The organism is Coriobacteriaceae bacterium (genome assembly GCA_025993015.1).
Lineage (GTDB): Bacteria > Actinomycetota > Coriobacteriia > Coriobacteriales > Coriobacteriaceae > Collinsella.
In genome coordinates this window covers 2,116,284-2,131,113 of record DAJPFV010000001.1, presented here as the reverse complement: position 1 = coordinate 2,131,113, position 14,830 = coordinate 2,116,284, and the positions used below count along the sequence as shown (strand labels likewise).

The window sequence follows — 14,830 nt, the reverse complement described above, 5'->3', positions numbered from 1 at the left end:
GCGCTTATGCGCAGGCTAGCTTACTTTTTGCGGGCAAGCTCACCAATGTTGGCGATGCCGGAGAAAACGGCCTCGAAGCGGTTGAGCAGCTTAAGGCGATTATCGCGGAGCTGCTCGTCCTTGTCCATGACCATAACCTCGTCGAAGAAACGATCGATGGGCGCGCGCAGGGCGGCCAGAGCGGCAAACGCGGCAGGGTAATCCTCGGCAGCAAGGGCGGCGTCGACGGCGGTCTGAGCGGCCTCGGAGGCGTCGGCAAGCGCAAGCTCGACCTCGCCCATCAGGGCGCGGTCGTACTCCACGCCCAGCTCGGGCTTGGAGATATGCGCGGCGCGGGCGTAGGCAGTCGCCAGGTTGTCGAAGGTCTCGGCGTCGTTCTTGCGGGCCTCGTCGAGGGCGGCGCAGCGGGCGAAGAAGACCGACGGGGCAATGATGTGCACCGCGGAAACGGCGGCAACGGTGTCGGCCGGGATCTTCTCATCGCGAGCCATGCTCACCAGACGGCCGTGGAAGAAGTCACGGACCTGCTGGGCGACCTCGGCGGCGTCAAACTCAATGCCCTGCTCGCTATAGAGCTCGAGCGCAAAGTCGATGAGCGACGTGGGGTCGATCGGCAGACGGTCGCGCAGGATGTTGATGATGCCGATGGCGGCACGACGCAGCGCGTACGGGTCGGAAGAGCCGGTCGGGGGCTCGCCGATGGCAAAAATACCGGCAATGGTATCGAGCTTGTCGGCGCAGGCCACGATGCAGCCAGCGGTACCCTCGGGCAGCTCGTCGCCGGCGAAGCGGGGACGATAGTGATCGCGAATGGCGTGGGCGACCTCGTCGTTCTCCCCCATCGCGATGGCGTAGTAACCGCCCATCACGCCCTGCTGGCTCGTGAACTCGACGACGGCGTTGGACACCAGGTCGGCCTTGCACAGGTGAGCGGCGCGGCCGGCATCGGCGGCCAGGTGGGCACCCAGGTGAGCCTCGCGGGCAATAGCGAGCGCGAGCTGCTCAATACGCTCGGACTTGGCGAGCACGCTGCCGAGCTTCTCCTGGAAGGCGACCTTGGCCAGACGCTCGCGGAACTCGTCGAGGGAGATCTTCAGATCCTCCTCGTAGAAGAACTTGGCGTCATCCAGGCGGGCGCGCACAACGCGCTCGTTGCCGTCGATCACGCGCTCGGCGTTCTCGGGCTTGCTGTTGGAGACAATCACGAACTCACGCGTCAGCTTGCCCTCGCCGTCATAAATCGGGAAGTAGCGCTGGTTGGTGAGCATAGACTCGCAGATGATCTCGTGCGGGACCTTGAGGAACTCCTCATCGAAGGTACCGACGAGCACCGTCGGCCACTCGCAGAGGTTGATGACCTCCTCGAAGACCTTCTTGGGCGTATCGACGTGGCAGCCAGGGCGCGCAGCCTCGACCTCGGCGATTCCGGCAAGGATGGCCTCGCGACGGCGCTCGGCAGAGAGCACGCCGGCGTCCTCGAGCACCTGCTCGTAAACAGCGGGGCTGGCGACCACATGGTCACCGGGGCCCAGGACGCGATGGCCGCGCGTGGTGTTGCCGCTCGTCACGTCGGCAAACGACACGGGCACGACGTCCTCGCCCAAAAGGCAGCAGATCCAGCGGACCGGACGTACAAACGTGGCGTGCTCGTGGCCCCAGCGCTGAGAGCGGTAGTTGGGCCATTGCAGGCCGGCGATGGTCTTCTCGCACAGGGCCGTCAGGATCGGGGTGGCCGGGGCGGAAGGAATGTTCTTCTCGGCAAAGACGTACTCACGGCCGTCGGCGTCCTCGCGACGGACCAGATCCTCGGCAGCCACACCGCACTTGCGGGCGAAGCCCTGGGCGGCCTTGGTAGCGTTACCGTCGGCATCAAAGGCGATGTTGGCCGCGGGGCCACGCTTGACCTCGTGAACCTCATCGGTCGCGGTGGCGACGTCGGCAACGAGCGCAGCCAGGCGACGCGGGCTCGAGATCACGCGGACCTCGCCGTGGGCCAGACCGGCCTCATCGAGACCCTTGGCAATCATAGTGCCAAGCTGCTTGACGGCATTGTTCAGCGGTGCAGAGGGCATTTCCTCCGTACCGATCTCAAACAGGAAATCCTTAGCGTCTGCCATGGCTTACGCCACCTCGCCTTCCTGATCGGCATTCTCGTTGATTCCGGCGACCTCGGCCATATAGGCCTCGCAGCACGCCTTGGCGACGGCGCGGACGCGCAGGATGTAGTTGGCACGCTCGACTGCGGACAGCGCACCGCGGGCATCGAGCAGGTTGAAGGCATGGCTGCACTTCATGACGCAGTCATATGCCGGCAGCGGCAGCTTGCGCTCCAGGCAGGAGTGGCACTCGGCCTCGTAGTCGTCAAACTTCTGACGCATCATCTCGACGTTGGCGACCTCAAAATTGTAAGCACTAAACTCGCGCTCGTTCTCCAGGAACACGTCGCCGTAGGTCATGGGCGTGCCGTCGGGCAGGTAGCTCCACACCAGGTCATAGACCGAGTTGACGCCCTGGGCGTACATGGCGATACGCTCCAGGCCATAGGTGATCTCGACGGGCACGGGGTCGACTTCGATGCCGCCCACCTGCTGGAAGTACGTAAACTGCGTGACCTCCATGCCGTTGAGCCAGACCTCCCAGCCAAGGCCCCAGGCGCCGAGCGTCGGGCTCTCCCAGTCGTCCTCGACAAAGCGGACGTCATGGTCGTTGGGGTCCAGGCCAATGGCGGCCAGCGAACCCAGGTAAAGCTCCTGGGCGTTGACCGGCGAGGGCTTGATGAGCACCTGGAACTGATAGTAGTGCTGCATGCGGTTGGGGTTCTCGCCATAGCGGCCGTCGGCGGGACGGCGGCAGGGCTGCGCATAGCAGGTGCGCCACTCGGCGGGACCGAGCGAGCGCAGCGTGGTCGCGGTATGGAAGGTACCGGCACCGACCTCGGAGTCATAGGGCTGCATAATGACGCAGCCCTGCTCGCCCCAGTACTGCTGGAGGCGCAGGATGATGTCTTGGAAGGAAAGCGATGAAGCGTTCATGCCTCTAATATCCCCTCGTCGAAACGATTACACGGTTAGGTACTGTACTATAGCGGTTTTTAATCGATAGCGCCGATACGGTTGAGCGGCCAGTAGCGCACAAGCGCAACGGCGATCAAGTCGGAGCGGTCGACCGGACCAAAGTAGCGGGAGTCAGCAGAGTTCTCGCGGTTGTCGCCCATCACCCACACACAGTCGTCAGGGACGGTGTAGGGATAGCTCACCTGAGCGCCGGGGGCTTGGACCGAAAGCGGCCAGCTCATGCCAGTCGTATAGTCCTCATCGAGCGCCTGGCCGTCAACGACGACCTTGCCGTCCTGCAGATCGACCGTCTGACCGGCCGTGGCGATGACGCGCTTTACCAGCACGTCATGCTCGGACGTGGCATCGGGGTTGTGGAACACCACGATATCGCCCTGTTTGACAGGCTGGCCGAGCTCAAGGCTCACCTTCTGCGCCAGGATCTGGTCTCCGATCTCGATCGTGGACTCCATGGAACCGGTAGGCACCACAAAGGGTTCGACCACAAACGAGCGAATCACGAAGGTGGCGATGAGTGCAATCGCAACGATTACGATCCACTCAAAGGCGCCCCTCAGGGCAGAATGCTGCGATGGAACCATTCTCACTCCTCGCTCTGCGAATACGAAGCGTCCAGGATCTCCTGCGCGTACGCGCGCTCCTCGGGCGTGAGCCGCGCCGTCTCGATAAGATCGGGACGCCAACGACAGGTACGCTCGATGGCGTTTTTGCGACGCCAGGCATCGACCTTGGCGTGGTCGCCGCTTACGAGCACTGGAGGCACGCCCTCGCCATTAAACTCGGCGGGGCGGGTGTACTGCGCGTACTCGAGCAGGCCACCGTCCTCGGCGGTCGAGAAGGACTCGTCCACGTTGCTCATCTCGTCGCCCAAGGCTCCGGGAATGAGCCGTACGACGGCATCGGCTACGACCATAGCGGGCAGCTCGCCGCCCGTGAGCACGTAGTCGCCGATCGACAGACGCTCATCGGCATACGCATATGCACGCTCATCGACGCCCTCGTAACGGCTGCACACAAACAGCAGGCGCTCGCTTTTGAGCAGGCGCTCGGCCACATGCTGCGTAAAGGGCTCGCCGCAGGGGGTGAAGAACACCACGGTGGGCTTGGGACCCTCGGAGCTGATGGCCTCAATTGCCTCGGCAATGGGCTCGACCTTCATGAGCATGCCCTGCCCGCCGCCATACGGCTCGTCATCGACGGTGCGATGGCGGTCGTGCGTCCAATCGCGCAGGTTATACGCCTTAAAATCAAAAAGGCCGGCCTTGCGGGCGCGGCCCAAAATCGACGTGGACATGACGAGCTCAAACATCTCGGGAAAGACCGAAAGGGTCTCGATCAGCATGCTGTCCTCCCTACTTGTCCATATCGATCAAGCCGTCCATAACGTGAACGGAAATTGTTCCTGTGTCGGGAAGATCGAGCACAACCTGCTCGATCACGGGAATCAGCACCTCGCCGTACCGATCGCCCTCGACAACCCAAACATCGTTGGCGGGCGTCGACATGATCTCGACAATCGTGCCGAGCGAGCCAAAGCGCTCGTCGACCACCTCGCGACCCATGAGGTCGGTATAGGCGGCGTCGAGCGAATCGAGCTCGAAGTCGTCACGATTGGCCAGCACATAGCATCCGGTGATGCCCTCGGCGGCCGTCAAGTCGTCTATGCCCTCAAATGAGACCAGATCGCCATCGCCCGTATCGGTGACGGACACGACCGTGCAAAAACGGTCGCGCTTGAGCGCCGGCGGCGTCAAGGCGACACGCATACCCGGCTCCAATACAGAAGGAAGCCCCCGCAGCGGCTGCGCGAGGACCTCCCCCTTCCTTCCGTGCGGCTTGACCACACGGGCGATGTTTTTGTACTGGGACCTCAAGGTCCTAGCCCAGAACCTCTACCTCGACAGCAGTGTCGAGGCGAGCGGCCAGTGCACGGGCGAGCGTGCGAATGGCCTTGATGGTACGGCCACGACGGCCGATGACCTTAGCGACGTCATCCTCGGCAACCGAAACCTCAATCGTGGAGGCGTCGTCACCATCGATGACCTCGAGGCTCACGGAATCCGGGTCGTCGACGATCTGAACAACGAGATATTCGACGAGATCGGCGATGCGATCTGAGAGCATTGCCTCACCCTCGAGCTGTGCAGCGTCAACCTCAGGCACGATTTACTCCTCGGCGCCCTCAGCGGCCTCAGCGGCAGCCTTAGCGGCCTCGGCCTCTTTGGCGAGCTGCTTCTTGGACTTCTTGACGACGGTCTCGGTCTTCTCGCCCTCGTTGGCGGCCTTGACCAGAGCAGCGACGGCGTCGGTGAGCTGAGCGCCCTTGGACTGCCAGTCGGCGATCTTCTCGAGGTCGAGGTTGATGGTCTTGGGGGCGGTCATCGGGTTGTAGCGGCCAACCTCCTCGATGATACGACCGTCACGCGGGGCGCGGGAATCGGCGACGACGACACGGTAGTACGGACGCTTCTTAGCGCCGTGACGAGCAAGGCGAATCTTGACTGCCAAAGGAAACTCCTCCAACCAAGCAGCTTTAGGCTGCAACTACAAACAAACAGTTGAACATAATACGCCATCGACGCGGGCAGGTGAAGTCCGTGAGACCAACTTCTTCGGTGTAGTCGAGGGCAAATCCATATCTTAGACAAGAATTCGGGATTTGCAAGCACATACACGCACCCCACATGAGCTGCGCGGTATACTCATGACATGGAAAGACGCGAACATACATACGGTTATGAGGATGCCACGGGCGTCACGCCGCCTCCCTGGACGGGTCCAGCGGTGGGCCTGATGGACCTCGATGCGTTTTTTGCGAGCGTGGAGATGCTCGATCATCCCGAATGGCGCGGCAAGCCGCTCATCGTGGGCGGAGACGCCGATTCGCGTGGCGTCGTGTCCACGTGTTCGTATGAGGCACGTCGCTTTGGCGTGCACTCTGCCATGGCCTCGGCCGAAGCGCGGCGCTTGTGCCCGAAAGCCATTTGGACGCACGGGCACTTTGATCGCTACCGCGAGGTGAGCGCGCAGGTCATGGCGATTCTCGCCGACGAGACCCCGCGCGTCGAGCGCGTATCCATCGACGAAGCCTTTATCGATATCACACCGGGTCGCTTTGCGCCCGAAGACCCGCTGCTGGTTGCGCGGCGTATAAGCGACCGCGTGGCAGGGCTGGGAGTGACCTGCTCCATTGGCGTGGGCTGCAACAAGACGGTCGCAAAGATCGCAAGCGAGCGGGATAAGCCGTTTGGGCTGACCATCGTGCGCCCCGGAACCGAGCAGCGCTTTTTGGCCGCGCTGCCGGTATCTGCCATGAGCGGCATCGGACGCTCGGCCGAGGAGCGACTGCGCCGCATGCGCATCTACACCCTCGGCGAGCTTTCGCGCGCGCCCGAGTCCACACTGGCCTCTATTTTTGGCGTCAACGGCAAACGCATGCGCCAGCGTGCGCTAGGACTCGAAATCTCCGAAGTCACGAGTCTCGATGAAGGGCGCGAGGTCAAATCGGTCAGCAATGAACGCACCTTTGCGAAAGATTTGACTGAGCGTGGGGATATTGAGGCGGCGATTGCGCTGTTGGGAGAGTCAGTGGGACGCCGTCTGCGCCGTCAGGGGCTGACGGGTGCCACGGTAACGCTCAAGCTCAAGTATTCGTATGGCAGCGGGCGTACGGCACAGCGCCGGCTGCCTCATCCGACCGACGATGAGAATATCTTCGTGGCGGTTGCGCTCGAGCTGCTCGACAATATCTGGCAGGAAGGCATGCATGTTCGCTTAGCGGGCATCGGCATGAGCGACTTCGACCACCAAGGCGGCATCCAAACCGACCTGTTCTGCGAGATCGATGACCGCGGGGCCCAATCCAGCGACCGACGCGACCTCTCCGTCGCCATCGACGCCGTCCGAGACAAATTCGGCGACACCGCCCTATCCTTCGGCCGCCAATCCCGCTTCAACGATTAGTCCCTAAGGCAAAAAAGCCGGGCAGCTGCGGAAAACCGCAACTGCCCGGCGAACGGTAAAGGGTAGTTAAAAAAGCCCCAGCCTAAGCAAAGCTCTAGAGGAGGTTGAGGGGGAGCTGGGGAGCGTCGCCCCAGAGCTTCTCGAGACGATAGAAGTCGCGTGCCTCGGGGGTGAAGACGTGGACGACGACCGAGCCGTAGTCCACGAGCATCCAGGTCTTCTGCTCGCGACCCTCGATGGAGAACGGGTGCTCACCGCAAGCCTCGGCGACCTTCTCCTCGATCTCATCAACGATAGAATCGACCTGACGGTTATTGGTACCGGTGGCGAGCACAAAGTAGTCGCACACGTCGGAGAGCTCGGTCAGATCGAGCACCTGCACGTCCTCGCCCTTCTTGTCGTAGGCGGCCTGCGCGGCGGCGCGGGCGACATCCTCGGCTGCGACACCGCTCGCGGACAGCGAAGCGGCGGTACGGTCGGACGTGGCAACGAAGCTCTTGTGCTCCACACCTTCAAGAATCTGCTCGTCGGTCATGGTCTCGTCGGCCATGGAATACCTCTTTCTAGACAGCCCGAGCTAGCGCAGCTGGGCGTAATGGTTGTAAATCGTAATAGCCGTGGGATAAAGATAGCGCCCGGACTGGATCACGTAGACCAGACCCTGCGCAAAACAGGAGAAGAACAACTCGTCAAGTGTCGACTCCCCAACCATCTTGCGCAGCGCGTGGGCATAATCACCATGGCGGTTGGGCTCGATGGCATCGGCCACAAAGACCACCATATCGAGCGGCGTCATGTCGCAGGCGCCCACGGTGTGACGGTCGACAGCCTGAAAGACCGCCGGCGACAGCTCGGGAAATAGCTGCGGAAGCTCATAGGCGGCGACCGGGCCATGCAAAAGCGGCGTCGCGGCAGACGGAGAGCCGGCAATCTTAATGCCGTAATGCAGAGCGCGCGTGACCAGCTCGTCGTCGGAGAGTACCTTGTCCCAGTCGTGAATCAGGCCGGCGGCGGCGGCATCAAAGCGGTCGACACCGTATACCTCGGCCAGATGAAGTGCGGTCTCGGCAACACCCAGCGAATGCACATAGCGCTTGCGCTTATCCTTCATGCGAACATCGAGCAGTTCTTGAATGCGCTTGAGCAGTGCGCGCTCATCGCCCTCAAACTGATCCTCTACCGACAACGTAGACCCCCATCACTCAAAATCTTCTTGGCCCAAATCGGCATATAGCCTGCGTTTGCGAATGTAGCCAAGCACGGACTCGCTCGTAAGATAGCGCACGCTCATGCCGCGGGCAACTCGCTTACGAATGTTCGTCGAGCTGATCGCCAGCGCCGGAATCTGAATATAGCGCACGTCGAACGGCAGCCCCGACTCTTTGATTCGGGCACGCGCCGTATCGATATCAAAGCCCGGTCGCGTCGCCGCAATAAAGGTAGCAAGCTCAGCGATTCGTTCGGCATCATGCCAGGTCACGATATCGATAATCGCGTCGGCGCCCGTAATAAAGTAGAGCTTTACCTGCGGCGGGTAAAAGTCGCGAAGGGCATGAAGCGTATCGGCCGTATAGGTTACGCCCGGGCGGTCGATCTCGAACCGGCTCGCCAAAAAGGCCGGGTTCGCGGCGGTGGCGAGGACCGTCATGGCATAACGGTCCTCGGCAGGCGTCACCGGCTTGTCAAGCTTAAAGGCGGGAGACCCTGCCGGCATAAAGAGCACAGCGTCCAAGTCGAGCGACTCGCGCGCCTGCTCGGCGGTCACCAGGTGCCCGTAATGGATGGGATCAAAGGTGCCACCCATAATGCCGAGCCTAAACTCCTGCCCGTCCTCTAGAGGAAGCTCGGGCAGACCGATTCCACCGCGCAGCGACATGGCTTACTCGCCCTCCGAGGTCTCGGCATCGTCCGCGGCATCCACCGCATCGACAACCTCGACGCCCTCATCCGCAGCATCGGTCACGTCAATGGCCTCAACGGCAACGTCCTCGCCAGCATCCTCGAGCTCCTCGTACTCCGAGAAGTCCTCAGCGCCCTCAAAGTCAAAGGCGCGCTGGCAAATGCGGACCTCGTCGCCCGCACGGCAACCGGCCTTCTCGAGCGCGTCGTCAACACCCATACGCGCAAACTTATGCTGCAGGTAAATGACGGCCTCCTCATTTTCCCAGTCGGTCTGAATGACCATGCGCTCGATGGCACGACCGACCACGCGGAAGGCACCGGGCTCTTCCTGGACAATGCGGAAACGCTTCTCACGCTGCAGGCGACGGCGCTCCCACTCATCATCGCGCAGAACGACCAGCTCATCAGAGACAGCCAACTCGGCGCGGAGCTTGGCCACCTGCTCGCCCACGGCAAGCATCAAAGTATTGAGACCGGCACCCGTCACAGCAGACACGGCAAAGAACATATGGCCATCGTCGAGCGCCGCACGCTTAAGGTCGGAAATCTTGTCGGCCGTGCCCGGCGCATCGCACTTGTTGGCGACAACGATCTGCGGGCGCTCCGAAAGCTCGGCGCCATACTGCTCGAGCTCGCGGTTGATGATGCGATAGTCCTCGACCGGATCGCGATCCTCAAAACCGCCCGTCATGTCGACGACATGCATGATCAGGGCCGTACGCTCAATGTGGCGCAGGAACTGGTGACCCAGGCCCTTGCCCTCGCTCGCGCCCTCGATGAGACCGGGGACGTCGGCAACGACGTAAGAATATTCGCCGGCACGCACCATGCCGAGGTTCGGCACGAGCGTGGTAAACGGGTAGTCGGCAATCTTGGGACGGGCGGCACTCATGCGCGCGATGAGCGAGGACTTGCCGACAGAGGGAAAGCCCACAAGCGCGGCATCGGCCATAAGCTTCATCTCGAGCTCGATCCAGTGTTCCTCGGCAGGCTCGCCGAGCTGGGCAAACGCGGGCGCGCGACGCACGGACGTCACAAAGTGCGTGTTGCCCAGACCGCCGGCACCACCGGGGGCCACGACAACGCGCTCGCCGTCGTGCACCAGGTCGGCAATCTCGAACATCGGGGTCTGCGTCTCGGGGTCGAGCTCGCGCACCACGGTACCCATAGGGACCTTGAGAATCAGGTCCTCGCCGCTCTTACCGTTACGACGGGCACCCTGCCCGTGCGTGCCGCGCTCGGCGCGGAAGTGATGCTTAAAGCGGTAATCGATCAGCGAAGACAGCTGAGCATCGGCCTGGATGACGACATTGCCGCCACGACCGCCGTCGCCGCCATCGGGGCCGCCCTTGGGGACAAATGCCTCGCGCCTAAACGACATGCATCCGGCTCCGCCGTCGCCGCCGCACACGTTAATGCGGCTGATATCGGTGAACTGTGACAACAGAATCGCCTCCTACAAAAAAGAGGGAGACCCTTGAATCCTAAAACTCAAGTGCCTCCCACATATGTGCTCTATGAAGGGTGAATTACGCGTTCGCGAGCGGGCGTACGCTGACCCTGTGCTTGATACCCTTGTGGAACTCAACGGTACCGTCGACCAGCGCGAACAGCGTGTCGTCCTTACCACGGCCAACGTTCTCACCCGGGTGGATGTGCGTGCCGTGCTGACGGACGAGAATCGTGCCCGTGGTTACCGTCTGGCCGGCATAGCGCTTCGTGCCAAGGCGCTGACCGCGGGAGTCACGGCCATTACGGGAGGAACCGAGTCCTTTTTTGTGTGCCATTGTGTATACCTACTCTTTCGTTACGAGTGTAATCTACTCGGCGACGGGAGCCTCGGCAACAGCCTCAGCCTCTGCCTTGACAGCCTTCTTGGCGCGGGAGGTAGCCTGAACCTTCACGATCTTCAGCTTGGTGAGCTGCTGACGGTGACCCTTCAGACGACGATAGCGCTTGCGCTTGTGGAACTTGAAGACCAGCTGCTTCTCGCCCTTGAACTGCTCAACGATCTGAGCGGTAACCTTGGCCTTGGCCAGCTTGTCGGGATCGGTGACGATCTTCTTACCATCGTTGAGGAAGATAACCGGCAGGGTGACCTTGTCGCCCTCATTGCCCTCGATCTTCTCGACGGTGATGACATCGTCGGTGGCGACCTTGTACTGCTTGCCGCCCGTGTTAACGATTGCGTACATGTTTACTTGCCCTTCATGCATCAGTTAGTGCAACAGCCGAATATAGTAGCAGGCGAAAATACCCCCGTCAACGAGTATGTGGAGCAAATCCACAAGTTCGCACAGGTATGGGGCTGACGAGTCGGCCCTCGTCGTCCTCGCATGCTTGATTCTGACGCTCGACATCGTAGGAGCAGATGGTCACGAGGTCTTGCATACCGGTGGAAACAATAGGTGCATCCACGCCCGGGGTCAAGCCCTGCAACAAAACATCAGCAGCGGAAAGCAAAATTTCCGGACGCATGGAGCCCTCGTTGTCGGCATGGGTGTCGAGCATGAGCACCAAATGGTCCGGGCGCTCCCCCGCCGTGAGCTCATAGCCCACGAGCGTGTGATCCAAATCCAAGCGCTTGCTCTTTTTTCCGCGCGCGTAGTCGATGCCATTGCCCGCGCGCAGCGTGTCGAGCGCACGACGCACCTCGTCGGCGCTTACGGGCGCCTCGGGATCCAAGTGCAGGTCGATGCGATACGACAGGCGCGTGAGCTGCGCCGTCAACGCCGGCGTGCGCACGTCGATGTACGCCGCCTCGATGGGCGCCAGATCGGCCGGGGACGCCGCAGCCAGGCGCCCAAACGCCTCGTCGAGCGCCACGAACTCGGTCATAAACAGGTCATACCACTCGCAGGTCGACGACGTACCCACCGGTAGCGCCGAAGAGAAGCCCACGCGCATGTGCGGAGAAAAGCCCTGCGTGACGGCATAGGGAAGTCCCGCACGGCGCACGATGCGCTCAATGGTATGGATCACTTCGAGATGGCCCAGGTACTTAAGGCGATCGCGCTTGCCATAGCGAACACGAAGTCTAAAGAGCGAGGGGTTGTCGGTCAGGCGCTCACTCATGCGCGATCACCCATCAATACATTCTTGGCGTGGAGCGTGGGGCAGATCCCGCAGCCGGTGCACGACGTGCGGGTGCAGTCGGGAGTCGTGACACCCTCGAGCGAGCGACGGTACTCGCGCTCGAGGAAGCCGCGCGTGCAGCCGGGACTCACATGCTCCCACGGCAGGCGCCAGTCCAACTCGTAGGGCAGGTGCACAAGCTCATTGAGGTCGATGCCGTTTTTGGCAGCAGCCTCCTTCCAGTAATCGAGCGAGAAATGCTCTACCCAGGCGTCAAAGCGAGAGCCAGCGCGCCAAGCATCGATGATGACGGGCGTCATGTCGCGACCGGCGCGGGACAGCGCGGCCTCGACGAGCGAGGTCTCGGCATCGTGGTAATGCACGCGTACGGCGCGGTTGCGCACGCTCGTGATGAGCAGCTTTTGGCGACGCTTGACGTCGTCGTAGTCGAGCTGCGGGCACCACTGGAACGGCGTTGCTGCCTTGGGGATAAACACCGAAACCGAGATGGACACCGAGATGGAGCCGCGGCGCGCCTTGGGCACCACGGAACGACCAAGTTCCAGCACGTGATCGGCCAAGTTGGCGATGGCCACGATGTCCTCGTCACGCTCACCGGGAAGACCCATCATGAAATAAAGCTTCATGCGGTTCCAGCCGGCCTCGAAGGCCGCCTTGGCCGCACGGTCCAGGTCCTCCTCGGTCACGTTCTTGTTAATGATGTCGCGCATGCGCTGGCTGCCGGCCTCGGGCGCGAACGTCAGGCCGCCCTTCTTTTCGCCGGCGACCGACTCGGCCATATCCACGCCAAACGAATCCAGGCGCTGCGACGGAATAGACACGCGAATACCCGTATCCTCCAGGCGACGGTTGAGCCTGCCGAGCACGTCGCGAATGCAGGAGTGGTCGGTCGTGGAGAGCGAGGTCAGCGACACCTCGTCATAGCCGGTCTTTTCCAGACCCTGAATCACCGACGAGACGATCTGGTCGGCCGAGCGCTCGCGCACCGGGCGATACGTCATGCCGGCCTGACAAAAACGACAGCCGCGGGCGCAGCCGCGCAGGATCTCGATAGACAGGCGGTCGTGAACCAGCTGCGCATAGGGCACGCACGACTGCGACAGCGGATTCGTGGCGCCGAAATCCTCGACGACGCGCTTGTAGACCACGGTCGGCGCATCCTTGCCCTCACACGGCACGGTGTAGCCATGCGGCGAGCAGGGCTCGTCGTGACGAACCTCATAGAGCGACGGCACGTAGTTGCCGGCAATGGATGCAAGCTGCTCGACAATCTGCGCGCGCGGGACCCCTTCGTCACGCAGGCGGCGATGCAGCTGGCAGGTCTCGAGCAGCGATTCCTCGCCCTCACCGATGAGGATGGCATCGAAAAAGGCCGCGTACGGCTCGGGGTTGTACACCGAGGGACCGCCGGCGATGATAATGGGGTCGTCTTCACCTCGGTCGGCCGCCAACAGCGGAATGCCAGCGAGGTCGAGTGCCTCGAGGAAGTTCGTCACCGCCATCTCGTGCGGCACATGCAGACCGACGATATCAAACGAAGCGACCGGCGCTGCACCCTCGAGCGAGAGCAGCGGAATGCCCGCCTCGCGCATAGCGTCACCCATATCGGGCCACGGCACATAGCCACGCTCGCAGGAGATGCCCTCGGCCTGGTTAAGGATGTTGTAGAGAATGGCGATACCCTGGTTGGGCAGACCGACCTCGTACACATCCGGATAGATCAGGCAGCAACGGTAGTCGGCATCGGCCTTGGAAAGCGTGCCCCACTCGTGATCGATATAGCGACTCGGCTTCTCGACCTTGGCGAGCAACGGCTCAATTAAATGAAAACAGTCTTGGTATGCAACGCGCAACGGAAAACCCCTAAGCAGCGAGATCTGATGCGTCCTGATAGGACGCCATAGGACGGGTAGTGCCCGCGACCGTAGTCACCAGATCGCGAACGCGGGAGAACGTGGCAGTGACCACCTCGTTGGCACGGCTGTAGTCGACATCGCGCTCGTAGAGCGAAACGAGCGCACGGCCCATGCCGTAGGTGCCCGCGGCAGCAGTGAGCGCCTTGACGACAAACCCAATATGCGGCGTCTGCTTGACGAGTGCGCGGGTGACCGCGCGGATCACAAGACCGCCGGCAAGCACGCCCGCGACCTCGTAGCCGCGCTCAGGCTTAATGCCGCGTCCAAAGACGGCAGCGAGCTCAAAGAGCATGCCCACCTGCGCCAGCGCCATAACGGGATAATCGGCGCCCGGCAAAAACACCAGCGCACCGGTCGCCATATTGGTGAGCGCGCACGAGGTGATGATACGATTGGCCGCCGCGATGCGCATGAAGGCAAAGTTCGCCGCAAAAGCCGTTTCCTTGTCGGTGCGATCGAGAATCCAGCGGGCAAGCGTCTCGAGCAGATACGTCTTATCGGTTGCCGCTACCACGCCGAGCATGGGCGTGGACTCCTCGATAAACGGCACCTCCACAGCAGACTCGGCAAGCACGCACACGGGCGCACCGGCGATCACGAGCTCCTGCACGGCACTCTCCAAACGGTCGGAACCACACGAGAGTACCAGTACCACATCGGTATCGGTCTTTGGAGCAATTCGCTCCTCCCCCAGGCGCTCGACGCGCACAATGCCCGAGGTCATCTGCGGCACAAAGGCGTCACGCACCGTCTCGGCCAGAAAGCGCGAAGCGGACGAATCCAGATAGACCGAGACGCGTACCGGCGTATCGGAATCCTTCTTAACGGACGCGCCCATCTTAAAAGCGCGGGTCAGCTTATCTACGGGAATTTTCATGG

General features: G+C 62.0%; 17 protein-coding genes. 1 reads left to right on the top strand and 16 read right to left on the bottom strand.

The window, feature by feature from the left end:
- Window positions 1–20: 20 nt before the first annotated feature.
- The 7 genes from glyS to rpsP are packed head-to-tail and all read right to left on the bottom strand — an operon-like array spanning window position 21 to window position 5,582.
- Entirely contained in the window at window positions 21–2,117 is a 2,097-nt protein-coding gene (gene glyS, locus OIL77_09285) for a glycine--tRNA ligase subunit beta (protein ID HJI45592.1), read from the bottom strand.
- Between the two features lie 3 nt (window positions 2,118–2,120).
- On the bottom strand, window positions 2,121–3,032 hold the full coding sequence (locus OIL77_09280; GenBank protein HJI45591.1) for a glycine--tRNA ligase subunit alpha: 912 nt from the start codon (window positions 3,030–3,032) through the stop codon (window positions 2,121–2,123).
- 59 nt (window positions 3,033–3,091) lie between these two features.
- Window positions 3,092–3,655 carry a signal peptidase I gene (gene lepB, locus OIL77_09275; GenBank protein HJI45590.1) on the bottom strand — a complete coding sequence of 188 codons (564 nt, stop codon included), beginning with the start codon at window positions 3,653–3,655 and terminating at the stop codon, window positions 3,092–3,094.
- 2 nt (window positions 3,656–3,657) lie between these two features.
- Window positions 3,658–4,416: a tRNA (guanosine(37)-N1)-methyltransferase TrmD gene (trmD, locus tag OIL77_09270; protein HJI45589.1), complete on the bottom strand. Its 759-nt coding sequence runs from the start codon at window positions 4,414–4,416 to the stop codon at window positions 3,658–3,660.
- A 10-nt stretch (window positions 4,417–4,426) separates the two neighbouring features.
- Window positions 4,427–4,918: a ribosome maturation factor RimM gene (gene rimM / locus OIL77_09265; GenBank protein HJI45588.1), complete on the bottom strand. Its 492-nt coding sequence runs from the start codon at window positions 4,916–4,918 to the stop codon at window positions 4,427–4,429.
- 34 nt (window positions 4,919–4,952) lie between these two features.
- On the bottom strand, window positions 4,953–5,198 hold the full coding sequence (locus OIL77_09260; protein HJI45587.1) for a KH domain-containing protein: 246 nt from the start codon (window positions 5,196–5,198) through the stop codon (window positions 4,953–4,955).
- A gap of 42 nt (window positions 5,199–5,240) precedes the next feature.
- On the bottom strand, window positions 5,241–5,582 hold the full coding sequence (gene rpsP / locus OIL77_09255; protein ID HJI45586.1) for a 30S ribosomal protein S16: 342 nt from the start codon (window positions 5,580–5,582) through the stop codon (window positions 5,241–5,243).
- Window positions 5,583–5,783: 201 nt separating this feature from the next.
- Between rpsP and dinB the strand changes: the two genes are divergently transcribed.
- Complete coding sequence (dinB, locus tag OIL77_09250) at window positions 5,784–7,037, top strand: DNA polymerase IV (GenBank protein ID HJI45585.1); 1,254 nt, start codon at window positions 5,784–5,786, stop codon at window positions 7,035–7,037.
- Window positions 7,038–7,131: 94 nt separating this feature from the next.
- Here dinB and rsfS read toward each other — a convergent pair whose 3' ends face one another.
- The 9 genes from rsfS to OIL77_09205 all read right to left on the bottom strand — a co-directional run bounded on the left by rsfS (window position 7,132) and on the right by OIL77_09205 (window position 14,828).
- A complete protein-coding gene (rsfS, locus tag OIL77_09245) occupies window positions 7,132–7,587 on the bottom strand; it encodes a ribosome silencing factor (protein HJI45584.1) in 456 nt (151 codons plus the stop codon).
- Between the two features lie 27 nt (window positions 7,588–7,614).
- On the bottom strand, window positions 7,615–8,148 hold the full coding sequence (gene yqeK / locus OIL77_09240) for a bis(5'-nucleosyl)-tetraphosphatase (symmetrical) YqeK (GenBank protein HJI45583.1): 534 nt from the start codon (window positions 8,146–8,148) through the stop codon (window positions 7,615–7,617).
- Window positions 8,149–8,235: 87 nt separating this feature from the next.
- On the bottom strand, window positions 8,236–8,913 hold the full coding sequence (gene nadD / locus OIL77_09235; GenBank protein HJI45582.1) for a nicotinate-nucleotide adenylyltransferase: 678 nt from the start codon (window positions 8,911–8,913) through the stop codon (window positions 8,236–8,238).
- A gap of 3 nt (window positions 8,914–8,916) precedes the next feature.
- Complete coding sequence (gene obgE, locus OIL77_09230) at window positions 8,917–10,383, bottom strand: GTPase ObgE (protein HJI45581.1); 1,467 nt, start codon at window positions 10,381–10,383, stop codon at window positions 8,917–8,919.
- Window positions 10,384–10,468: 85 nt separating this feature from the next.
- Window positions 10,469–10,726, bottom strand: a complete 258-nt coding sequence (rpmA, locus tag OIL77_09225) for a 50S ribosomal protein L27 (protein ID HJI45580.1) — start codon at window positions 10,724–10,726, stop codon at window positions 10,469–10,471.
- A gap of 33 nt (window positions 10,727–10,759) precedes the next feature.
- The gene (gene rplU / locus OIL77_09220) at window positions 10,760–11,134 is read right to left on the bottom strand and encodes a 50S ribosomal protein L21 (protein ID HJI45579.1); all 375 of its coding nucleotides are present in this window, start codon (window positions 11,132–11,134) and stop codon (window positions 10,760–10,762) included.
- Between the two features lie 67 nt (window positions 11,135–11,201).
- Window positions 11,202–12,014, bottom strand: a complete 813-nt coding sequence (locus tag OIL77_09215; protein ID HJI45578.1) for a TIGR03936 family radical SAM-associated protein — start codon at window positions 12,012–12,014, stop codon at window positions 11,202–11,204.
- A complete protein-coding gene (locus OIL77_09210) occupies window positions 12,011–13,888 on the bottom strand; it encodes a TIGR03960 family B12-binding radical SAM protein (GenBank protein ID HJI45577.1) in 1,878 nt (625 codons plus the stop codon). The genes OIL77_09215 and OIL77_09210 overlap by 4 nt, the downstream gene beginning before the upstream one ends.
- Before the next feature lie 10 nt (window positions 13,889–13,898).
- On the bottom strand, window positions 13,899–14,828 hold the full coding sequence (locus OIL77_09205; GenBank protein ID HJI45576.1) for a hypothetical protein: 930 nt from the start codon (window positions 14,826–14,828) through the stop codon (window positions 13,899–13,901).
- Window positions 14,829–14,830 lie beyond the last annotated feature (2 nt).